Origin of the sequence: Virgibacillus salexigens, from assembly GCF_014905415.1 — a bacterium.
Lineage (GTDB): Bacteria > Bacillota > Bacilli > Bacillales > Amphibacillaceae > Virgibacillus > Virgibacillus salexigens.
Genome location: NZ_BNEO01000001.1, coordinates 1 through 21,942, shown reverse-complemented (window position 1 = coordinate 21,942; position 21,942 = coordinate 1). Strand labels below are relative to the sequence as shown.

20 protein-coding genes, 1 riboswitch and 1 other annotated feature are annotated in these 21,942 nt (G+C 36.5%); of the genes, 10 read left to right on the top strand and 10 right to left on the bottom strand.

What is annotated here, in order from left to right:
* Positions 1–8: 8 nt before the first annotated feature.
* From JKP73_RS00100 to JKP73_RS00090, 3 genes are read right to left on the bottom strand one after another with little or no spacing between them, the layout of a single operon-like run.
* Positions 9–1,019 (bottom strand): NAD(P)/FAD-dependent oxidoreductase, encoded by a 1,011-nt coding sequence (locus JKP73_RS00100; RefSeq protein WP_021288883.1) that lies wholly within the window; start codon positions 1,017–1,019, stop codon positions 9–11.
* Positions 1,020–1,036: 17 nt separating this feature from the next.
* The gene (locus tag JKP73_RS00095; RefSeq protein ID WP_200410784.1) at positions 1,037–2,050 is read right to left on the bottom strand and encodes a FecCD family ABC transporter permease; all 1,014 of its coding nucleotides are present in this window, start codon (positions 2,048–2,050) and stop codon (positions 1,037–1,039) included.
* Positions 2,047–3,057 (bottom strand): FecCD family ABC transporter permease, encoded by a 1,011-nt coding sequence (locus JKP73_RS00090; protein ID WP_200410783.1) that lies wholly within the window; start codon positions 3,055–3,057, stop codon positions 2,047–2,049. Before JKP73_RS00090 ends, JKP73_RS00095 begins: the two co-directional genes overlap by 4 nt.
* Positions 3,058–3,150: 93 nt before the next feature.
* Between JKP73_RS00090 and JKP73_RS00085 the strand changes: the two genes are divergently transcribed.
* The 5 genes from JKP73_RS00085 to ytkD all read left to right on the top strand — a co-directional run bounded on the left by JKP73_RS00085 (position 3,151) and on the right by ytkD (position 6,717).
* Complete coding sequence (locus JKP73_RS00085; protein ID WP_021288880.1) at positions 3,151–4,116, top strand: iron-hydroxamate ABC transporter substrate-binding protein; 966 nt, start codon at positions 3,151–3,153, stop codon at positions 4,114–4,116.
* Positions 4,117–4,269: 153 nt separating this feature from the next.
* Positions 4,270–5,097, top strand: coding sequence for an ABC transporter ATP-binding protein (locus tag JKP73_RS00080; protein WP_021288879.1), 828 nt, complete (start codon positions 4,270–4,272; stop codon positions 5,095–5,097).
* Positions 5,098–5,190: 93 nt separating this feature from the next.
* Positions 5,191–5,514 carry a hydrolase gene (locus tag JKP73_RS00075; protein WP_308436469.1) on the top strand — a complete coding sequence of 108 codons (324 nt, stop codon included), beginning with the start codon at positions 5,191–5,193 and terminating at the stop codon, positions 5,512–5,514.
* Positions 5,515–5,692: 178 nt separating this feature from the next.
* The gene (locus JKP73_RS00070; protein WP_021288877.1) at positions 5,693–6,223 is read left to right on the top strand and encodes a hypothetical protein; all 531 of its coding nucleotides are present in this window, start codon (positions 5,693–5,695) and stop codon (positions 6,221–6,223) included.
* A 26-nt stretch (positions 6,224–6,249) separates the two neighbouring features.
* On the top strand, positions 6,250–6,717 hold the full coding sequence (ytkD, locus tag JKP73_RS00065; RefSeq protein ID WP_021288876.1) for an RNA deprotection pyrophosphohydrolase: 468 nt from the start codon (positions 6,250–6,252) through the stop codon (positions 6,715–6,717).
* Between the two features lie 83 nt (positions 6,718–6,800).
* Here the strand turns inward: ytkD and JKP73_RS00060 are convergent, their stop codons facing one another.
* From JKP73_RS00060 to pckA, 4 genes are all read right to left on the bottom strand, one after another.
* On the bottom strand, positions 6,801–7,610 hold the full coding sequence (locus tag JKP73_RS00060; protein WP_021288875.1) for an ABC transporter permease: 810 nt from the start codon (positions 7,608–7,610) through the stop codon (positions 6,801–6,803).
* On the bottom strand, positions 7,597–8,406 hold the full coding sequence (locus tag JKP73_RS00055; RefSeq protein WP_021288874.1) for an ABC transporter ATP-binding protein: 810 nt from the start codon (positions 8,404–8,406) through the stop codon (positions 7,597–7,599). The genes JKP73_RS00060 and JKP73_RS00055 overlap by 14 nt, the downstream gene beginning before the upstream one ends.
* A gap of 5 nt (positions 8,407–8,411) precedes the next feature.
* Positions 8,412–9,407 carry an ABC transporter substrate-binding protein gene (locus JKP73_RS00050; RefSeq protein WP_021288873.1) on the bottom strand — a complete coding sequence of 332 codons (996 nt, stop codon included), beginning with the start codon at positions 9,405–9,407 and terminating at the stop codon, positions 8,412–8,414.
* Positions 9,408–9,581: 174 nt separating this feature from the next.
* Positions 9,582–11,168: a phosphoenolpyruvate carboxykinase (ATP) gene (gene pckA, locus JKP73_RS00045; RefSeq protein WP_200410782.1), complete on the bottom strand. Its 1,587-nt coding sequence runs from the start codon at positions 11,166–11,168 to the stop codon at positions 9,582–9,584.
* 265 nt (positions 11,169–11,433) lie between these two features.
* Positions 11,434–11,541: riboswitch (SAM riboswitch) on the top strand.
* Positions 11,542–11,676: 135 nt separating this feature from the next.
* Between pckA and metK the strand changes: the two genes are divergently transcribed.
* Together metK and asnB are read left to right on the top strand one after the other, a co-directional pair.
* A complete protein-coding gene (gene metK, locus JKP73_RS00040; RefSeq protein WP_021288871.1) occupies positions 11,677–12,879 on the top strand; it encodes a methionine adenosyltransferase in 1,203 nt (400 codons plus the stop codon).
* A 270-nt stretch (positions 12,880–13,149) separates the two neighbouring features.
* On the top strand, positions 13,150–15,054 hold the full coding sequence (asnB, locus tag JKP73_RS00035; protein ID WP_200410781.1) for an asparagine synthase (glutamine-hydrolyzing): 1,905 nt from the start codon (positions 13,150–13,152) through the stop codon (positions 15,052–15,054).
* A 198-nt stretch (positions 15,055–15,252) separates the two neighbouring features.
* Here asnB and JKP73_RS00030 read toward each other — a convergent pair whose 3' ends face one another.
* Positions 15,253–15,768 carry a gamma carbonic anhydrase gene (locus tag JKP73_RS00030; RefSeq protein ID WP_021288869.1) on the bottom strand — a complete coding sequence of 172 codons (516 nt, stop codon included), beginning with the start codon at positions 15,766–15,768 and terminating at the stop codon, positions 15,253–15,255.
* A 79-nt stretch (positions 15,769–15,847) separates the two neighbouring features.
* On the opposite strand from JKP73_RS00030, the gene JKP73_RS00025 reads away from it, so the two are divergent.
* Positions 15,848–16,939: a tetraprenyl-beta-curcumene synthase family protein gene (locus JKP73_RS00025; RefSeq protein WP_308436468.1), complete on the top strand. Its 1,092-nt coding sequence runs from the start codon at positions 15,848–15,850 to the stop codon at positions 16,937–16,939.
* Between the two features lie 23 nt (positions 16,940–16,962).
* On the opposite strand, the gene mnmM is transcribed toward JKP73_RS00025, so the two are convergent.
* Complete coding sequence (mnmM, locus tag JKP73_RS00020; RefSeq protein ID WP_021288867.1) at positions 16,963–17,526, bottom strand: tRNA 5-(aminomethyl)-2-thiouridylate-methyltransferase MnmM; 564 nt, start codon at positions 17,524–17,526, stop codon at positions 16,963–16,965.
* Positions 17,527–17,632: 106 nt separating this feature from the next.
* Positions 17,633–17,848: a binding site (T-box leader), on the top strand.
* A gap of 54 nt (positions 17,849–17,902) precedes the next feature.
* Between mnmM and leuS the strand changes: the two genes are divergently transcribed.
* On the top strand, positions 17,903–20,314 hold the full coding sequence (leuS, locus tag JKP73_RS00015; protein ID WP_021288866.1) for a leucine--tRNA ligase: 2,412 nt from the start codon (positions 17,903–17,905) through the stop codon (positions 20,312–20,314).
* Positions 20,315–20,365: 51 nt separating this feature from the next.
* Here leuS and JKP73_RS00010 read toward each other — a convergent pair whose 3' ends face one another.
* Complete coding sequence (locus tag JKP73_RS00010; protein WP_234447025.1) at positions 20,366–21,124, bottom strand: YybI family spore inner coat protein; 759 nt, start codon at positions 21,122–21,124, stop codon at positions 20,366–20,368.
* A gap of 109 nt (positions 21,125–21,233) precedes the next feature.
* Here JKP73_RS00010 and JKP73_RS00005 point away from each other — a divergent pair, with 109 nt between their 5' ends.
* Positions 21,234–21,542 (top strand): rhodanese-like domain-containing protein, encoded by a 309-nt coding sequence (locus JKP73_RS00005; RefSeq protein WP_021288864.1) that lies wholly within the window; start codon positions 21,234–21,236, stop codon positions 21,540–21,542.
* The last annotated feature ends 400 nt before the right edge of the window (positions 21,543–21,942 follow it).

The following is a 21,942-nucleotide window of genomic DNA, read 5'->3' as shown; positions in this document are numbered from 1 at the left end:
GTGCATCCTTATTCTTTCCTAAAAGGCTCGTAATTCGTTGAAAATAAATGAGATAACGTGTGTTCCGGATCAATAAACTGTTTCGCTGCGTTAACAGCGATCGGCCCTTCGTTAAATCCCCCTGCGATTAAATGAAGTTTATTCGGATAGTTTGCAATATCTCCTACGGCAAATATCCCAGGAATGCTTGTTGACATAGTAGAATCAACTTTTATAGAGCCATTCTCCATTTCCATTCCCCAGTCATTAATTGATCCTAAATCAATCTGAAAGCCGTGACTAATGATTAGATTGTCAATATGAAGTGTTTCTATTTCTTTCGTATCTGCATGTTGAAGGGTAATATGAGAAAGTTTACTTCTCTCACCATGTAAGGATTTAATGTGATAAGGCTGCTTAATTTTCACAGAAGAATTTTTCATTTTCGAAATATTGCTTTCCATCCCTCTAAATGTAGGTTTTCGGTGGATTAGTGTGACTTGTTTTGCTATCGGTTCAAGTTCATTAGCCCAGTCGATAGCAGAATTTCCTCCACCTGAGATAAACACGTGTTTCCCTTGATAGCTAGCCATTCGTTGAATGGTATAATGTAGCGTGTCATTTTCATAAGTAGGTGCTTCTGGAAGTTCTAGTTTGGTTGACTTTAGTATCCCATACCCTGTGGCAAGGATAACCGTTTTTGTATTATGTACTTGTCCATCACGACTCGTAAGTTGAAAGTGACCATTTTTTAAACGAGTAATTCCAACGACTTGTTCTTTTAAGACAATCGTAGGGTTAAAGGTTTTTGCTTGTTTTATTAGGTCTTCAGTAAATAATTCTCCGCTTTTTTGAGGGATGCCGCCAACGTCCCGAATGATCTTCTCAGGGTAGAAATACGGAACTTTCCCCCCAAGAAAAGGTAAATATTCAATAATTTTGGTTTTCATTTCCCGCATTCCGCTATAAAAGGCGGTAAATAATCCAACGGGTCCACCACCAATAATCGTTACATCATATAAATCATGTTGTTCTGCCATTTCGAATCTCTCCTAAACTATTTTGTCTTCATAAGTAAGTATATAAAATAAGGCGCACTTAAAATGGATACAATAATTCCAACTGGCATTTGTGTCGGCTGCAAAAGATTTTTAGCAATCATATCAGCAATGATTAATAATAAGCCACCAATTAGTGTGGAGATAGGTATAATATATTGGTGTAAGGGACCAATGATCTTTCTTGTAATATGTGGCACAATGAGTCCTAAAAAGGCAATTGCCCCACCAGCTGCAACAGATGCACCGGCTAATGCGACGGCAAGAAATAATAAAGTAACTCGTTCCTTTTCAATTTTGGATCCTAATCCTGCCGCTACTTCATCTCCTAAGGTTAGCACATCCAGAGTTTTTGCTTTTGATATCGTAACCGGGATTAAGGTAATGATCCATGGAAGGATAGATAACACAAACATCCAATTAGTGTTCCAAATATCACCAGATAACCAAACCGTTGCCTGGCGGAAATTCTGTGGATCCATTTTTAATTGAAATATAACAAGAAATGCGCTAAATGCGGCATTAATGCCGATACCAACAAGGACAAGTCTAATTGGGTCGATTCCCTTTTTCCATGCAAGAAGATAAATGAATCCCGCTGCTACTAAAGCACCAATAAATGCAAAGATAGGTAGTAAAAAGATAGAAGATGTATTGGTAGGTTCTAGATCCCCTTGAAAAAAGAATAAAAACAACACTACTGCCAACCCAGCCCCTGTATTAATACCAAGGATCCCTGGGTCCGCTAGTTCATTTTGAGTTACTCCTTGCAAGATAGAACCTGAAACAGCTAAGCCAGCCCCAATGAATAATGCGAGAATAATACCAGGTAATCGAAAGTCAAAAAGTACCATTTCTTGTCGTGCTGTACCATCATGCAGGATGGTTTGGACAACTTCAACTGGAGAAATTGCAATGATTCCTGTGCTCAAACTTAGAAAAAATGAAATAATGACTCCAATAACTAAAATGAATACGGTCCATCTAAATTTGCTTTTATGTATTTTCTTCATTTTGTTCCACCTCCACGTGCTAAGTAAAGAAAGAACGGAACACCTATTAATGATGTAATAGCTCCCACTGGTGTTTCATATGGCGCATTTACTAGTCGAGAAACGACATCAGCCAGTACAAGCAATAATCCTCCAAAAATGGCGGAGGAGGGAATAATCCACCGATAATCCGTGCCCATAATAAACCTTGTAATATGAGGAACAATTAGCCCAATAAAACCTACAGGACCAGCAATAGATACAGCGGCACCGGTTAATAATAATACACTGAAAATTCCAAGTATCTTAATTAACATATTATTCTGCCCTAAACCACTAGCTATATCGTCGCCTAAACTTAATATTGTAATAGATTTTGACATACTAATGGCTAAAGTCAAACCAATCGCACCACAAACCAGTAATAGTTGAATAGAGTTCCAATTGGTGTCAGCCAAGCCTCCTGCCATCCAAAATCCCATCTGTCTTTCTAATTGGAAATGTAAGGATATTAATGACGATATGGAGCTTAGCATGGTACTAATTGCTACACCTCCAAGTGCAAGTTTTACTTGCGTTAAGCCCCCCTTGGAAAAAGAACCAATCATAAACACCATTGTAACAGCAAGTCCAGCGCCAATAAATGATGCTATAATTAATCCACTATTTGAAGCTGCTGGAAAAAAAGCAAGCATGATAACTAAAGCGAGAGCGGATCCTTCTGTCACTCCCATAATGGAGGGAGACGCTAGCGGATTTCTAGTCATACCTTGCATAATTGCACCTGAAATGGCGAGAAACGCTCCTACTAATACAGCCGCAAATGCACGTGGAAGGCGTAACTCTTGAATGATTTGATGGGAGGTTACTTCTGAATCGAAATGAAATAAAGCATTCCAAACGGTGTTTAAATGAATATCAACAGCACCTAAAGCGATTGAAAAACCAATGGATAATAGCAATGCAATAAAAGAGAAGATATTTATAAGTAATCGTAGAAAGGTCGAATGATTAATTGTATGTAGCATGTTTTCCCCCTGAATAATAGGAAAAATTGACTTCCTAATTGAAAATGATTATCATTGATACGGAGAATATTATATCATAAAGGAGACCTACATATGAAATCCAAAACATTATCAAATATAATTTTGCTTGTATCATTCATTGGGGTATTATTCCTAGCTGCTTGTGGAAGTAATGAATCTTCAGAGAATAACGAAGGTAATCAGGAGGAAAAGGAAACATCAAATAATACAGAAGTAACCATGCAGTCAGAAATGGGGGAAGTGACCATCCCTGCTAATCCGGAAAATATAATCGCCCCCTATCATGAAGATGCATTACTGGCTTTGGGTGTAACTCCTGTAGCTAAATGGGCAATTGGAAACAGCATTCAACAGTATTTGGAAGAAGATTTAAAAGATGTTCCAAAAATAGAATGGAACCTTCCTATAGAACAGGTATTGAGTCAAGAACCCGACCTGCTCATACTAGAGAATGCCATTCAAAATTATGAAGGTAGTTATGAAGAATATAGTAAGATAGCACCAACGTATGTGATGTCTGAAGAGACAACAAAAGACTGGCGTAAACAAATTGAAGTTTTTGGAGAAATGCTTGGGATGCAGGATAAAGCTGATCAGGTACTGAACGACTACGATCAAAAAGTAGAAGATGCAAGTAAAGAATTGTCAAATACAATTGGTGATGAAAGTGCAGCAATTATCTGGGTTATGGGAGATAAATTCTATTTGTTTGAACATAATCGTCATAGTGCAGGCGTGCTCTATAATGAACTTGGAATTAAGCAACCAGCATTAATTGAAGAATTAGGAGATGCAACAGAAGAATGGAATCCTATTTCTATCGAAAAGCTATCGGAATTGGATGCTGATCATGTCTTTCTATTAGCAGAAGAAGGTCAACAAGGGGTAGAAACCTTGAAAAATAGTTCTGTTTGGCAAGCTACAAAAGCAGCGAAAAACAATCATGTTTATCAGATAAATGATCCAAGTAATTGGACGAATAAAGGCTTGATTGCTTCTGAAAAAACAATTGATGACGTATTACAAGCATTGGAATAATTGTAAAAAGCCTGCCCTTGTTTTTTGAATTTTAAGTGAAAATGATTATCAAAGTCATTGACGAATTGTGAAAAAGCAAATAAACTAAGGGTAGTGCTTTGTATCGATCCTCTATAAATAATGAAATAATTAGAGGGAAAGGGAGAGATTCCAATGCAAACCTTAACAGCAAATGACCTGACGCTTAGTTACGGGGAAAATGTAATTATAGATGATTTAGATGTAGAGATTCCCAAAGGCGAAATTACTGTATTTATCGGTGGAAATGGTTGTGGGAAGTCAACATTGCTACGGTCGTTAGCACGATTATTAAAACCGAAAAAGGGTAATGTTGTGTTAGACGGTGAAGCCATTGCTAAAATGGGTACTAAAGATGTTGCCAAAAAGATGGCTATTCTACCACAAAGCCCTATCAGCCCTGAAGGTTTAACGGTTCATGAGCTTGTTAAACAAGGTAGACATCCCTATCGAGGTTTTTTAAAGCAATGGTCGGATGAGGATGAAAACGCTGTAAACCATGCTTTAGAATCAACGAATATGATAGCTCTGAAGGATCGTCCCGTTGACTCCTTATCAGGTGGTCAACGACAACGAGCATGGATTGCAATGACACTTGCTCAAGATACTGATCTTATTCTGCTAGATGAACCGACGACATACTTAGATATGACGCATCAGATTGAGGTACTTGATCTTTTGTTTGACTTAAATGAAAAAGAAGGGCGAACCATTGTAATGGTTCTTCACGATTTAAACTTAGCTTGTAGATATGCACATCATATTATTGCAATTAAGGATAAGCAAATTTTTGCACAAGGAAAGCCTGAAGAAATTATTACCTGTAATTTAGTACATCATGTATTTGAAATGATGTGTGATGTGACGTTTGATCCGAGGTTTGGTACACCAATGTGCATACCTCATGGAAAAGGTCGTTGTATTTTTGCTAATGGCAGAAATACTGTTAACGCTGCAAATTAATATTATTAAAGATACTCGTCAGTTATGGCGAGTTTTTCTTTTTGAGTACATCATTCCCTCGTTTTTAAGGAACATTAGTAGTAGGAGGTGTGAATGATGGAGAAAAAGAAATACTATGTTAATATGGGAACAGGTGAGATTTCGAAACTAAAATACGACAATAATGAGGATTTTGTTATACACGCAACCGATGATGAGATCGTTTTATTGAGGGAAAAATTTAATGAGGCTGATGCTTCTGGTATTCGGACATTTTTTCGTGCACATATCCCAGTTGTTCCGTATCATAATGATCCATCAAATGATGAATTTGATAATGAATTGATGGAAGCTTATCGTATGGTGTATCAACTAGGTGATGAACAAGCAAAATCCCATATTGAAAGTATGGGGATCTTAAGAGATAGACCACTATAAGAAAGAAAGGGATAACATGCTCTCGCATCTTATCCCTTATCTGTTTTTATAAAGGAAAGAGTTACAGTTTAGCCCCGAATATGCAGTCTAATATCAAAAATAGGTTTATATTTGGAATGGAACAGGAATAGAATTGTAATTGGTAGATTATACATATTCATATAAGGAGGGCTTTACTGTGAAAAGAGTTCAACTATTAAAACATGCTGGTGTATTCGTAATGAGCATCATGACCATTTTCTTCATTAGTTTTATTATAGACGAGCATGTTTCTGCTAATGCCAATATAAATGAAACACCGGACAAGAATGAAGAAAAATCGAAAGAAACGTTAAGTCATGATACAATAATTAAACGTACGAATCAATTCATGGACTTGCTTGTCCAAGAAACTGATTCCGAGTACCAGGTAGAAGCATTTGGGACGAAAGAAGAACTCTTACGTGCATTTCATAATATAGCTACTAGGGATGCTGCTAAACCTTATGTAGACTATTATTACAAAGAAGGCCAAAAAGGTCTATTTATGATGCCAACAAGTACTCCGCCATGGTTTTCGGATGAAGAGGAATATCGTATGATTCAAAAAAATGATCAGCAAGTAACCGTCGTACAAGAAAATAAGAACAACCTATACGGTAATTATATCATTGAAATTGAATTTACTTTTCAGGGAAGCTGGAAAATAACTAATATCAAACATAGCTAATATATGAAGTAAAAGGCGTTGAACATATGTACACATTCAAAGATTACTACAATAATGAAATTAAATTATCCTTCGACTATTTACCTTTTTCAGTAAATCCGATGCACGTATGGGTCGTTTGCAAATATCAAGATAATTGGTTGTTAACGAAGCATAAAGACAGAGGGTTGGAATTTCCAGGAGGTAAAGTGGAAAAGGGGGAAACCCCAGAACAAGCTGCCATACGAGAAGTTAAAGAAGAAACAGGAGGGCTAATCGATACCTTAACGTATATTGGACAATATTTTGTTGCAGGCAAAAGAGAAAACGTAATTAAAAATGTCTACTTTGCTTCCATACATGCATTAGAACCTCAGGATTCGTATTTTGAAACAGATGGTCCGGTTATCGTAGATAATATTCCGTTAAATGTAAAACATCAAAATGGTTATAGTTTTATTATGAAAGATGATGTATTAGAACACTGTATTCAATATATTTACAAACATTTTTAAAATCGCCTTATTGTGTGAAACTTCAATGTACGAGTGATCACTGAAGTACTTTCACCGATAAGGCGATTTTTTTCGCGAATTAATTAGGAGGTGGAGTGCTTAATAAGCCAGACTTCGATGCGTTCTACGATTTTATACATGATGGCAGCAAAAATGGCGATTAATACTAAACTAGCCATAACTAATGAAAAATCAAATACTTGAAATCCATAAATAATTAAATAACCAAGCCCTTGTTTTGATACAAGAAATTCACCGACAACTACGCCAACCCAAGATAATCCAACATTTACTTTTAATGTTGATATCATTGCCGGTAAGGTAGCTGGGAAAATAGCATTTTTAAAAATTTGCCCTTTGCTCGCTCCTAAACTCTTTAATACTTTTTCATAATTTGGATCAACTTCATTGAACGCTGAATATACAACCAATGCTGTAATGATCACTGAAATAATAGCTCCCATTGTGATGATGGAGATATACCCAGGCCCCATAGCTACAATGATTATCGGCCCTAAAGCAACTTTTGGCATTGCATTCATAATAACTAAATACGGATCCATTACGCTTGAAAAGCGTTTAGAAGTCCATAAGGAAATAGCTAATACAATCCCAAAAATTGTACCAAGGAGAAAACCGGCGATGGTTTCGAGTAGGGTTACTTGGAGATGATTTAACATGGATCCATCACTTAATTTGTTTATAACTACTTGAAAGATGGTTGTTGGCGAACTAAATAATAATGGATCAATCCAATAGAAGCGACTGGCAACCTCCCATAGAAGAATAAACGTAATAAGTATACTAATTTGCCATATATATACAATTCTATTCTCGCGTTTTACATGTTGTAAATAAGCTTGGAAGAGCTGCTGATCATTATTTCGCTTCATGATTCGTAGACACCACCTCTTCGTTTGGTAATTGCTCTTTTTTATCTAATTCTTCCCATACTTTATCAAACAAAATTTGATATTTTGGGTGTTTACGCACAAGTAAAGGGGCTTCATTTCTTATTTCAATCGGAACCTCAAAGATTTTTGAAATAACTCCTGGATTAGCATCCATAACAAAAATTCGATCACTCATCGCTATTGCTTCACCAATATCATGCGTTACAAGCACAGCGGTTTTATGATAGGTTGCCAATAAGTTTGCTACCAATTGTTCTAATTTTAGCTTTGTTTGATAATCCAATGCTGAGAATGGCTCATCAAGAAGTAACAGTTTTGGATCATTAATTAATGTTCTTACTAATGCTACACGTTGCCGCATCCCTCCAGAAAGAGAGCTTGGGTAAGCGGATGCTATATTAGGTAAACCTACTTCATTTAATAAGGCTGTTGCTTTTTCTTTCGTGTTTTCTGTAACATTGTTTGCGATTTTAGGGCCAAGTAAAACATTGTCAATGATGGTTTTCCATGGAAATAAGTAGTCTTGTTGCAACATGTAGCCGATATTGGCTGTTGTCAAATCAATGGGTTTCTCTTGTAAGCGTATTTTGCCTTGTGTTTGTTTTATAATTCCTGCAATAATTGATAAGATCGTCGATTTACCACAACCACTAGGACCCAATAATGCGACAAATTCACCTTCTTGAATAGAGAAAGATATATCGTCTAATGCTTTGGTGAAGTTTGCTTTTGAAAAATAATGATGGGAGACATTTTCTAAGGTTAGAAATGACATATTGCTCACTCCTTATTACCAATAACTTCTTCAGCGATCTTTGTATTCACAAGATCTGTATAAGGTACATCTGCAGGCAGTTCACCAGCTTCTTGCATAATATCTTTTAGGTTACTCCATTCTGACTCATCTAATATCGGGTCTGTAGCAAATGATCCTTGACTTTTATAACGATCAATAGAAGCAGCAAGCATTTCTACATCCGTGTCTTCGAAGTAAGGCTGTATAACTTGAGCAATCTCTTTAGCGCTATGTGCTTCAACCCACTGTTGCGCTTTATAAACTGCTTTCGTAAATTTCTCAATTTCTGCATCATTTTCTTTTAAAAAGCTCTGTTTTGCCATAAAAACAGTGTATGGGACATGCCCTGATTCTTCTCCAAATGAAGCCACGATATGTCCTTTTCCTTCTTTTTCGAATGTACTTGCAGTAGGTTCAAATAATTGCACATATTCTGCATCTCCAGATACGAATGCACCAGGTATATTAGCAAATTCTATATTCTGTTGTAGATCGAGGTCAGTTTGAGGATTAATATCATGTTGCTTTAAAACGAATTCACCAACCATTTGGGGCATTCCGCCTTTGCGTTGACCGAGAAAAGTGGTTCCTTTAATATCCTCCCAAGTGAAATTGGGTTTTGGTTCTTTGGCTACTAAAAAGGTTCCGTCAGTTTGTGTTAATTGGGCAAAATTAACAGCATAGTCCTTCGAATCTTGAGCATAAACATAGATGGAAGTTTCAGAGCCTACTAAAGCTACATCTGCTCCATCAGATAATAATGCCGTCATTGTTTTATCTCCACCCCAAGTTGTTTGTAATTCCACATTAAGACCTGCCTCTTTAAAGAACCCTTTCTCTAAAGCTACATATTGCGGAGCATAAAATAGCGAACGTGTTACTTCGGCTAATTTTATTGTAGTTTCCTCCTGGTTATTACATGCTGTTAGAAAAAGTAGGAACCCACAGGAAAGGAGCATTATACGTTTTATCTTCTTCATGTTGCACGACTCCTTCTAAATATTTGTATGTCAACACAGTTTATGAGGAGTTGTGAAAATGTGTGAATGCCTATATAAAAAAACCGATCTCATTTCAGAGATCGGTCATCAGCAATCTATAGCTGAACACTTTTCACTCATATATAATAAATCCTTTTTGGGATGAGGAAACAATTACTTCCCTTGATACATTGGACCTGCTTGCACAATATCGCTACTTGCTTCCGTGAACTTCTCAAAATTTTTATGGAATTTCATAGCCAAAGATTGCGCAGCCTCTTTGTAGGCCGCTTTGTCTTTCCACGTATTTATTGGAATTAATACTTCATCGGGTACTCCCGGTACTTGCATGGGAATTTCCAAACCAAAAATACTGTCTTTGGTTGTCTCAACAGAATTTAATTCGCCTTCTAACGCAGCATGTATCATTGCTCGTGTATAGGACAGTTTCATTCGTTTTCCAACACCATACGATCCTCCAGTCCAACCAGTATTCACTAGGAAGACATTTGATTGATATGCATCTATTTTTTCTCCTAACATTCTTGCATACGTAGATGGAGCTAATGGTAAAAATGGAGAACCAAAACAAGCTGAAAACGTTGCTTGCGGCTCAGTAACGCCTCTTTCAGTACCAGCAAGTTTGCTTGTGTAACCGCTAAGAAAATGATACATTGCTTGTTCTTTTGTTAGCTTACTGATTGGCGGCAAGGTACCAGATGCATCAGCAGTTAGAAAGATAATCGTATTCGGATGGCCAGCCATGCTAGGGATGGCAATGTTATCAATATTCTCAATTGGGTATGCTGCTCTTGTGTTTTCAGTTAATGATGTGTCATTGTAATTCGGAATTCGGGCTTTATCAACAATGACATTTTCTAAAACGGAACCAAAACGAATGGCATCAAATATTTGCGGTTCTTTTTCTTTAGATAAATTGATACATTTCGCATAACAGCCACCCTCAATATTGAATACACCGTTTGGACCCCAGCCATGTTCATCATCACCAATTAAACGACGATATGGATCAGCTGATAACGTTGTTTTTCCTGTGCCAGATAATCCAAAGAATAAAGCAACGTCTCCTTCTTTACCTACATTGGCAGAACAATGCATAGATAACACATTTTGTTGGGGAAGCAGATAATTCATGACGGAGAAAATGGATTTCTTAATTTCTCCTGCGTATTCGGTTCCACCAATTAGAATAACCCTTTTTTTAAAAGAAACGAAAATAAAAGCTTCTGAATTTGTTCCGTCTTGCTCAGGGTTTGCTTTAAAAGTAGGAGCTGAAACTACTGTAAACGCAGGTTGATGATCTAATAATTCTTCAGCTGTCGGGGTTATAAAAAGTTGTCGGGCGAATAAATTATGCCATGCATATTCATTGATTACTTGTATTGGAAGCCGATAATCATGATCTGCACCGGCAAATCCTTTGAACTGAAAAAGCTCTTTTTTGTCTTGTAAATAATTAATTACTTTGCGATACAATTTGTCAAAAACTTGTTCTTCGATAGACTGATTAACTGTACCCCAATCAACATTCTTTTCACTCACTTCATCACTTACAATAAATTTATCCCTAGGAGAGCGTCCTGTATACTTACCTGTTGTAGCTTGAACAGCACCAGTTGCTGTAAGCATCCCTTCTTCTCTATCTAAAATACGTTCAATAAGTTGTGGTACTGTTAAGTTGGTTTGTAAATGATTATGGGTATATAATTCATTAACCAAAGGTTTTTCCACCATTTTCATATTAACTACCTGCCTTTTAGTAAGATTGTATCAACGTCGAAACCTAAACGACCTTATCATGTTGAATATGTTTATTAGTATAACACATTAATAAAAATAGTCCATACTAAATATATAATAATTTTATTCAATTATCCTATAATGTTGAATCATGACAGCAAATTACTTCTTTTCCTTTTATTATAAGTAAAAATCGATAGACAATACGACGAAAGTAGTTGACACAAACGTTTTCTTTCGATAAGCTAAACTTCGAACGGATACTCTCTTATTCAGAGTTGGTGGAGGGACAGACCCGATGAAACCCAGCAACCATCACAATGGTGAAAAGGTGCTAATCTGATGCAAGGAACATCTCCTTGAACAATAAGAGCGAAAGGCGGGACAATCCTTTCCTCATGTATAGTAGGAAGGGTTTTTTTTGTTTTCTTTAGAACCTTTAATACTGAATGAGCATAATTGATAAATAGAGTTCCGTAACTGATATGTAAAAGGAGGATTTAGCAACATGGCTGCTAATCGTCGTTTATTTACTTCTGAATCTGTAACAGAAGGCCATCCTGATAAAATATCTGACCAAATTTCAGATGCAATATTAGACGAAATATTAAAAACAGATCCTTATGCACGTGTTGCATGTGAAACGACCGTGACGACTGGGCTAGTACTTGTAGCTGGAGAAATCACGACAACAACATATGTTGATATTCCTGCAATAGTAAGGAAAACCATTAAAGAAATAGGGTATACTCGAGCAAAATTTGGATTTGATGCCGATACCTGTGCTGTGTTAACTGCAATTGATGAACAATCGCCAGATATTGCAGGAGGTGTAGATACTGCTTTAGAGGCGCGTCAAGGAACGATGAGTGATGAAGAAATTGCAGCTATTGGCGCCGGAGATCAAGGATTGATGTTTGGTTTTGCTTGTGATGAAACCGAAGAGTTAATGCCTTTACCGATTTCGTTAGCACATAAGTTAGCTAAGCGCTTAGCTGATGTTAGAAAAGATAAAACATTAGATTATTTACGACCGGATGGGAAAACTCAGGTGACCATTGAATATGATGAGGCGGATGAGCCGGTAAGAATTGATACAATTGTAATCTCTACACAACATCACCAAGATCTGACAACAGAACAAATTGAAAAAGATTTAATTGAACATGTCATTCGGCCTGTTGTACCAAAGAAACTGCTTGATGATAAGACAAAGTACTTTATTAATCCTACTGGTCGTTTTGTGATTGGTGGACCACAAGGAGATGCAGGTTTAACAGGGCGTAAAATTATTGTAGATACGTATGGGGGATATGCACGGCACGGTGGAGGAGCATTTAGTGGTAAAGATTCCACCAAAGTAGACCGATCTGCCGCTTATGCAGCTAGGTATGTTGCTAAGAATATTGTTGCAGCGGGTTTAGCGAAATCATGTGAAGTACAATTAGCATATGCGATTGGTGTGGCAGAGCCTGTCTCAATTTCGATTAATACATTTGGATCAGGAGTAGTCGATGAAGAAAAACTAGTAAAAGCTGTAAGAAAACTATTTGATTTACGTCCAGCTGGTATAATTCGTATGCTTGATCTACAAAAACCAATCTTTAAGAATACTGCAGCATATGGTCATTTCGGCAGAACCGATATCCAATTCCCGTGGGAAAAAACCGACAAAGTTGATGAATTAAACGCGCTTTTAAAACAATTTTAAAAAATGATAGAAGAATGACAAAAGAGTTTTCTCATTTCAAGCTGGGGAAGCTCTTTTTTTGATATCGTGTGTGTTAAAACCTAAGGTATATCACCTATTTACAGTGAATATCTTACCAGACAAGTTGGGATTATATAGAAAAAAAGGGTGAAAAATGATAGAAGTTTACCTACCTCCGTGTTAGAATATTACTGTATCATTTCTGTTTTGTTACAAATGGGTTACAGCTCAGGGTGATACGTTTATAATTGACGAGAGAAGGTTTATGTTATGTGTGGTTTTATCGGAATGCTATTTGATGAACCAATGGAAAGGTCAGCTCAAGAAATAGCTAACTTTAAAGAACAAAATAATATAATAACGCATCGCGGACCAGATGACGAAGGATACTATTTTGATTCCTATATGTCGTTTGGGTTTCGGAGACTAAGTATTATTGATATCGAAAGTGGTACACAACCATTAAGTTATCATGATGAACAAATATGGATGGTTTTTAATGGTGAAATATATAATTACTTAGAGTTAAGGCAGGAACTAGTAAATGAAGGTTATCATTTCGAGACGAATTCCGACACTGAAGTAATTGCAGCTTTATTTACTAAATATAAAGAAGAGGCATTTCAATTACTAAGAGGAATGTTTGCGATTTTAATTTGGGATAAACAAAATGAAGAATTGTATGGTGCCAGAGATCCATTTGGAATTAAACCCCTTTTCTATTATGAAAATGATAGAGGGATGAGTTTTGCTTCGGAGAAGAAAAGTATCGCATTAATGTTGGAAAAAGAAGAAGTAGATCAAGATGCTTTACAGCATTATTTAAGTTTTCAATATGTTCCAGAACCAATGACAATGTCTAAGGGTATACACAAGGTGGAACCTGGTCATTATTTTAAGAAAATACCAGCACAACCGATCATGTTTACAAGATATTGGCATGCCTCTTTTCAGCCAATGAATAGATCGAAACAAGATTGGATTGAACAGATTCAAGATGTTATGTACGATTCAGTAGATGTCCATATGCGTAGTGATGTGCCAGTAGGGTCGTTTTTATCTGGTGGAATTGACTCAACGTTAATTGTTTCTATAGCAAAAACGATAAACCCAAGAATAAAGACGTTTTCCGTCGGTTTCGAACGAGAGGGATATTCTGAAATTGACGTTGCGAAAGAAACTGCGGATAAATTAAATGTGGAGAATATATCCACAACCATTACACCGGAAGCATATATTAAAAATCTTCCACTTATTATGTGGCACATGGATGATCCATTAGCTGATCCTTCTTGTGTACCTCTTTATTTTGTTTCTGAAGAGGCACGGAAACATGTGAAAGTAGTTCTATCTGGAGAGGGGTCCGATGAATTATTTGGAGGATATAATATCTATCGCGAACCAGAATCCTTAAAGGTATTTGAAGCCATTCCAACTCCAGTAAAAGAATTGCTTGCAAAAGTTTCAACGGTGTTACCCGAAGGGGTGAAAGGCAAGAGTTTTCTCGATCGAGGTACAACCCCTTTACGTGAACGCTATATTGGAAATGCCAAGATGTTTGAAGCAGAGGAGAAAGAAAAGCTACTCAAAAGTTATAATGAGCAGTTAGGGTATCAACAAATTACTAGGAAATTATTTGATCACGTTAGGGACTATCCATCTGTTAACCAAATGCAATATGTCGATATTCATACATGGATGCGTGGAGATATTTTATTAAAAGCAGACCGAGTTACAATGGCAAACTCTCTAGAGTTACGCGTCCCTTTCTTGGATAAGGAAGTCTTCCAAGTTGCTAGGCAACTTCCTGTTGATATGAAAATTGCTAATGGAACAACGAAACAAATACTAAGAGAAGCATCCAGAGGGATTATTCCTGACCATGTATTAGACCGGAAAAAATTAGGGTTTCCAGTTCCGATACGTCACTGGTTGAAAAATGAATTAAATGGTTGGGCAAAACAACTTATTCGAGAGAGCGAAACGGACCATTTGCTGCATAAGGGTTATATTTTAGAATTATTACATGCACACTGCCAGGGAAAGGCAGACTATAGTAGAAAGATATGGACAGTTCTAATGTTTATGGTATGGCATCAAAACTTTTTGGAAGGTAAATTGGATATGCATGAAATTAAAAAGAGAGAACAAGAGAAAGAGTTGGTACGATCTTAGAGAAAAAGATTAGGAATGAAGATGGTGAGAAATCGGTTTTAATTTCATCATAAATTGGGTTTCTATCCAATTTTAGTCTTTTGAATTAGACAGGCAATCTCCAGACAACAATGGTGATTGCCTGTTCTCTTATTTTGTTTCCATTACTATTTCAGTGAATAAATTCGTTGCGCCTCATTTAAATACAGTAAAAAAATTTTACTGATCAAATACCTGTTTGTATCTTTTTCCTTTTTCCACGTAGGACGTTCTAACACGTTCCATTTCCTTGTAATCTGCTTCGGTTAGTTCTCGTATTACTTTAGCGGGACGACCGAGTGCCAGTACATTTTCTGGTATTTTCTTACCAGGGGAGACTAAACTTCCTGCACCAATAAAAGCATTCTCACCTATTTCTGCTCCGTCTAAGATGATAGAACCCATGCCGATTAATGCTTTGTTTCGAATAATAGCAGAATGGAGCGTTACCTGATGTCCTACAGTTACGTCGTCCTCAATAATTAGTGGTTGGTTTGGACTTTGATGAAGCATAGATAGGTCTTGAATACTTATGCGTTTTCCAATTCTTACCGGAGCTACGTCCCCTCGAATGACCGTCTTAAACCAAATACTTGATTCTTCACCAATTGTAACATCGCCTATTATCATAGCATCGGGTGCTACAAACACAGATTCATGAATAATTGGATAAAAGTCTTTATATGGATGTATCATTTGAATCCTCCTGGAAAATATGATGATATAAATAGTATACCAAATATAACATGTAGTATCGTAGATCGGAGGCAGCGAGTTGATTAAGCATCATGTTCTTCACTCCCCCAGTAAATTAATGTTCACTGTATATACAAAAATTTTTCCGCAGGTAAATAAGGAATTGAGCTATTGGCAAACACGAGCAGCTGCCATTCCGGATGATGAATTAAGAACACAAGCATTAGCAAGTATAACTTCAAAACGATTTCACTGTCAGGGAGGATCTGTTTTTGCTTTACTTGCTGAAGAAAAGTGGGAGAGTGCAGTTCGATTTGTTGTAGCATATCAAACAATAAGTGATTACCTTGATAACTTATGTGATCGAAGTACGTCTATGGATTCTGCAGGTTTTCGGATGTTACATACATCAATGAGAGATGCATTGACACTCACAGATTACTCAACTAATTATTACAGCCTAATCCAATATAAAGATGATTATGGATACTTGCAGGAGCTCGTACAAACTTGTAGAGAGGTTATAGCTAGCTTGGATAACCTAGCTGTATTTCAAGATAATTTATTATGGTTGGAAGGACTTTATGAAGATTTACAAGTACATAAACATGTGGTTCCGAATGAAAGAGAAATACGGTTGAAAAGATGGTCAGATATCAAGAATGACTACTCATTACAATGGTATGAATTTTCGGCAGCTACTGGATCAACACTTGGGATATACAGTTTAGTATGTTATGCGTTAGCAGGTAGAATAAATGACGAGATGACCGGCGCTATTACTAATGGTTACTTTCCATACATACAAGGGTTGCATATATTGTTGGATTACTATATTGATCAGCATGAGGATGTGACAGAGAAAGATTTGAACTTTTGTAGTTATTATGCTAATCAAAGGATCATGCTTGATCGTTTTGAGTATTTTGTAAATCAAGCGCTTAAGCAAACGACAGTTTTACCAGACGCTTCATTCCATAAAATGGTCGTAAAAGGCTTAATTGGACTATATTTAGGCGACGAAAAGGTAAAAGAATTGGAAAATGGAAGTATGGTCAAAAAGAGAATGCTAAAAGCTAGTGGAGGAGCTTCTTTGTTTTTTTATTTGAATACAAAACTTTATTATATGTATAAAAAAATTCGTAATTCTGGTCTATATCAAAATAGATAGTCTACGGAAACAAATACCTAATCTTAGCGCTTTTGGATTGCTATAATAAATGGAGGGTTGTTTCTTTGGTTTATAAAGCCGTATCGTAACACATGATATTTACGTTGGTTTAGCTTCATTACATGCTTTAAAACAATTTGTTTTTCTTCTTCGCCGCCTTCATGTCCATGATAGACGACTAAAACAATTAAACCACTCGTTTTCAAATATTGTAAGATCGTATTAATGGCATTTATGGTAGATTGGCCTTTTGTGACAATGCTTTTATCGCTTTTAGGAAGATATCCAAGATTAAATACTGCTCCGCCTATTAAAAATTCATTCGTCGGGATATACGCTTGTAGATTTGCATGGCTATCTTGTATTACTGATACATTTGTTCGATTATTTTCTTCGAGTTTCTGTTTCGTAGCGATTATGGCATCATCCTGAATATCAAATGCAAGCACATGCCCGTTTTTACCAACAACGTTACTCAAAAATAACGTGTCGTTTCCATTACCGCATGTAGCATCTATTACTGTTTCATTTTTATCAATGGAGCCCTCCAGTAAATAATGGGCATAATGTAATATTCCTTGTAACATCGTATACTCCTTTTGGATAGTGGTTAGACTTATTTTACCAGAAGATATCGTTATTGTCTTGACAAAGCGATTACAATTCATTAAAATTCGATATACATCATATAGGATAACGACAATGCAGAGGAATAGTAATAATTCCCTACAGGTAAAGAGAGACAGTGGTTGGTGAAAACTGTACCTGAATAATTATGAACTCGCCTTGAACGTTGCAGAAGTGATATGTAGTTTCTGCCGATTTATCCACGTTATGGATTAGGAGAGAATGCATGTAGTTGCATTAAGCTGGGTGGTACCGCGGGAATAATAGCTTCTCGTCCCTTTATGGGATGGGTGGCTTTTTTTTATAAATTTTTGTTTGTGATAAGGAGGAACTGATATGAGTTTTCATCATCAGCAAATTGAAAAGAAATGGCAGGAGTACTGGTTAGAAAATAAAACGTTTAAGACTGATACCTTTTCAGAGAAAGAAAAAGTGTATGCACTTGACATGTTTCCATATCCTTCTGGATCAGGCTTGCATGTAGGTCACCCAGAGGGTTATACTGCTACAGATATAATTTCAAGAATGAAACGGATGCAAGGATACGAAGTGCTTCACCCAATGGGGTGGGATGCTTTTGGCCTGCCAGCAGAACAATATGCAATTGATACTGGGAACAGTCCAGAAGAATTCACAAAGAAAAATATTGAAATCTTTAAAAGGCAGATTCAGGCACTCGGATTCTCCTATGATTGGGATCGTGAAATTAGTACGATGGATCCGAATTATTATAAGTGGACACAGTGGATTTTCACAAAGCTTTATGAAGAGGGTCTAGCCTACATGGATGAAGTTGCGGTTAACTGGTGCCCTGCATTAGGAACGGTGCTTGCTAATGAGGAAGTTATTGATGGAAAAAGTGAGCGGGGTGGCCACCCGGTTATTCGTAAACCTATGAAACAGTGGATGTTAAAAATTACTGCTTATGCAGACCGCTTACTTGAAGACTTAGATGAACTGGATTGGCCGGAAAGTTTGAAAGATATGCAACGCAATTGGATTGGGAGATCAGAAGGCGCTGAAGTACAGTTTACAGTTGATAATACGGATGAAATGTTTACGGTATTTACGACAAGACCAGATACGCTTTTCGGTGCAACGTATGCAGTACTAGCTCCTGAACATCCGTTAGTGGAAAAAATCGTAACGGCAGAACAGAAAATAGCTGTAGAAAGTTATATGAATGAGATTCAGACCAAGTCAGATTTAGAAAGAACTGATTTAGCGAAAGAAAAAACAGGCGTTTTTACTGGGGCTTATGCGATTAATCCAGTTAATCAAGAAAAAATGCCAATTTGGATTGCTGACTATGTATTAATGAGTTATGGATCTGGAGCAATCATGGCGGTTCCTGCACATGATGAACGAGATTATGAGTTTGCTGTTAAATTTGAACTCCCCATCATTGAAGTAGTTGCTGGTGGCGATATTTCCAATGAAGCGTATATTGGAGACGGCGAACATGTTAATTCAGATTTCCTTAATGGCATGGATAAAAAGGCGGCCATCATAAAAATGATTGATTGGCTAGAGGAAACAGAGAATGGGACAAAGAAAGTTACCTATCGTCTTCGTGATTGGCTATTTGCACGTCAAAGATATTGGGGTGAACCCATCCCAATTATTCACTGGGAAGATGATACAATGACTGCAGTTCCTGAAGAGGAATTACCCCTTGAATTGCCAGAGATGGATAATATTAAACCATCAGGAAATGGAGAATCACCATTGGCAAATAGTGATTGGATTCATGTGGTTGATCCTAAAACAGGAATGAAGGGAAGAAGAGAAACAAATACAATGCCACAGTGGGCAGGAAGCTGCTGGTACTTCTTGCGTTATATTGATCCAACTAACCCAGACCAAATTGCAGATCCCAAGGCATTAAAAGAGTGGTTGCCAGTTGACATTTATATCGGTGGTGCCGAACATGCGGTGCTCCATTTATTGTATGCTCGTTTCTGGCATAAATTCTTGTATGATATTGGTGTTGTGCCTACTAAAGAACCGTTTATGAAATTATTTAATCAAGGAATGATTCTTGGTGAAGGTAATGAAAAAATGAGCAAATCAAAAGGGAATGTCGTTAACCCAGATGATATTATTGAGTCCCATGGTGCTGACACTTTACGATTATATGAGATGTTTATGGGTCCACTTGATGCATCTGTTGCATGGTCTGAAAACGGACTAGACGGAGCGAGGCGATTCTTGGACCGTGTGTGGCGATTAATTGTATCAGATGATGGGCAACAATCTGATAAAATTGTGGATGAGGAAATTAATGGGTTAGATAAGATTTACCATGAAACGGTGAAAAAAGTTACCGATGATTTTAATCATTTACATTTTAATACGGCGATCTCACAAATGATGGTATTTATTAATGAAGGTTACAAAGCAGAAAAATTACCAAAAGATTATATAGAAGGTTTTGTTAAGATGCTTTCACCGATAGCACCTCACGTAACAGAAGAGCTGTGGAGAATACTTGGTCATTCGGAAACAATCAGTTTCGAAGCTTGGCCAACATATGATGAAAGTAAACTTGTTGAAGATGAAGTGGAAGTAGTTATACAAATTATGGGGAAAGTAAGGGCAAAGGTGAGTATTGCGAAAGATACCACCAAAGAAGAGTTGGAAAAAATAGCACTAGAAAATGAAAAGATTCAAGAATTAATAGAAGGAAAAACGGTACGAAAAGTAATTGTAATTCCTGGGAAATTAGTTAATATTGTAGCGAATTAATAAAAAGATCTCTTCGGATACGAAGAGATCTTTTTATAGCACATTCGATTTTTAGGTAGATGGTATCCATTTCGTTTGTAAAATAATCCATTCTCCATTCTCATAATACCAGGTGGTTTCAACTGTACCTAACCTATCTGCATGGTAAGCTCCACTAATTTGTTGATAACTTTTTAATCCGTATCCTTTACTTTTACTAATTAATACTGGTTCAAAAAAGGCAATTGGGTCAATCATGACAGATTTATGAGATTCAAGTAAATTACCGTTTTTATCGTATATGCCAAGTCTGATATAATCTTCAGCACGATTCTGAACATCAATCGTAATCGGTTTATCTGTTGGGGTTAGTTTAATGATAACGTTAAAATTATCTTCAAAAGTCCCACTCAAATAGGCTTGCTCCGGAAGTGGATTTTCTTTAAGCTGACCTTGAGAAATTGTATTTAACTGATAATTGTAAAGTCCTCCACTCCCCCCAGTTGCACTTTGATAAAAGATATCTTTTTTGTTGTCGTGATTCAAGTCAATCATTTGTAAAGTTGGATCATAACCTCCACCAGCATAATTTATTTTCCAGACTTCCTTTTGTTTATTTGTGATTTCTGTCCAAATTTCCCGATAAAAATTGGAGTCGGGAGAAAATAAGATGCCCTTTAGTTGGATTTTTTCATTTTGACCATCCCCATTAACGTCTGCATGGTATGTTTTAATCTGTATTGGTTTTTGTTCTGCTGCTTGTGAAACCAATGGATTTAATGCACAAATGATCCATAGCGAACATATACTTACTATTATTTTTTTCATCATGTACCTCTCCATTATCGTTTATTATTATTAGTGTGTGTAGGAAAGTTGCATGTTATCCTTCTACAGCTTATTATTAAAATTGAATGTACTAGTTAAGGAGTGGTTCTAGATGAATACAATTCAAGAATTAAGCCCCCAAGAAGTGGAAGAAAAACTGGAAAACGATAAAAATATAGAAGTTATAGATGTTAGGGAAGATGAAGAAGTAGCTCAAGGAAAGATTGAACAGGCAAAACATATTCCGCTACAAGAGATTCCTGAAGCTGTAAATAAATTAGATAAATCCAAAGATTACGTAATGGTATGCCGTTCTGGAAGAAGAAGTATGAAAGCTGCTTCATTTCTACAAGATAATGGATATAGGGTTTATAATATGGCTGGTGGAATGCTTGAATGGAAAGGTGACGTTAGCAGCTGAAAAATGTAACAGAAAAAAGGATTGACTTTTTTCTGTTACAAATATATAATATTTTTTGCTGTCAAAAAAAGTGTTATTGTTTTTTGGCAAAAAAAATAGACTATTGACGATTAATGGGATACATGCTATAATATTTATTCCAGTGATGAAGTTGTTGGTTATAAGCTAATTTGACAGAGTTCATCTCTCAAATTTTACGCAATGAAATCATTGACAAGTTTTAATGCAAGTGATACAATGTAAAAGTTGCGCTAAAAAAAGAAATTTGCTCTTTGAAAACTGAACAAAACAACCAGTATGTCAAGAAAAACAGGTAACCTGTTATTTCTATAAAACAACCAGAAGGCAACTTCTGGAGAAGCTAAGAAGAATGATTAACGGTGTTTAATCATAAACAAAC

Coding starts and splice junctions, on each gene's coding strand:
- JKP73_RS00100 (WP_021288883.1), bottom strand. CDS start 1,019: ATGGCAGAACAACATGATTTATATGATGTAACGATTATTGGTGGTGGA.
- JKP73_RS00095 (WP_200410784.1), bottom strand. CDS start 2,050: ATGAAGAAAATACATAAAAGCAAATTTAGATGGACCGTATTCATTTTA.
- JKP73_RS00090 (WP_200410783.1), bottom strand. CDS start 3,057: ATGCTACATACAATTAATCATTCGACCTTTCTACGATTACTTATAAAT.
- JKP73_RS00085 (WP_021288880.1), top strand. CDS start 3,151: ATGAAATCCAAAACATTATCAAATATAATTTTGCTTGTATCATTCATT.
- JKP73_RS00080 (WP_021288879.1), top strand. CDS start 4,270: ATGCAAACCTTAACAGCAAATGACCTGACGCTTAGTTACGGGGAAAAT.
- JKP73_RS00075 (WP_308436469.1), top strand. CDS start 5,191: ATGATGGAGAAAAAGAAATACTATGTTAATATGGGAACAGGTGAGATT.
- ytkD (WP_021288876.1), top strand. CDS start 6,250: ATGTACACATTCAAAGATTACTACAATAATGAAATTAAATTATCCTTC.
- JKP73_RS00060 (WP_021288875.1), bottom strand. CDS start 7,610: ATGAAGCGAAATAATGATCAGCAGCTCTTCCAAGCTTATTTACAACAT.
- JKP73_RS00055 (WP_021288874.1), bottom strand. CDS start 8,406: ATGTCATTTCTAACCTTAGAAAATGTCTCCCATCATTATTTTTCAAAA.
- JKP73_RS00050 (WP_021288873.1), bottom strand. CDS start 9,407: ATGAAGAAGATAAAACGTATAATGCTCCTTTCCTGTGGGTTCCTACTT.
- pckA (WP_200410782.1), bottom strand. CDS start 11,168: ATGAAAATGGTGGAAAAACCTTTGGTTAATGAATTATATACCCATAAT.
- metK (WP_021288871.1), top strand. CDS start 11,677: ATGGCTGCTAATCGTCGTTTATTTACTTCTGAATCTGTAACAGAAGGC.
- asnB (WP_200410781.1), top strand. CDS start 13,150: ATGTGTGGTTTTATCGGAATGCTATTTGATGAACCAATGGAAAGGTCA.
- JKP73_RS00030 (WP_021288869.1), bottom strand. CDS start 15,768: ATGATACATCCATATAAAGACTTTTATCCAATTATTCATGAATCTGTG.
- mnmM (WP_021288867.1), bottom strand. CDS start 17,526: ATGTTACAAGGAATATTACATTATGCCCATTATTTACTGGAGGGCTCC.
- leuS (WP_021288866.1), top strand. CDS start 17,903: ATGAGTTTTCATCATCAGCAAATTGAAAAGAAATGGCAGGAGTACTGG.
- JKP73_RS00010 (WP_234447025.1), bottom strand. CDS start 21,124: ATGATGAAAAAAATAATAGTAAGTATATGTTCGCTATGGATCATTTGT.
- JKP73_RS00005 (WP_021288864.1), top strand. CDS start 21,234: ATGAATACAATTCAAGAATTAAGCCCCCAAGAAGTGGAAGAAAAACTG.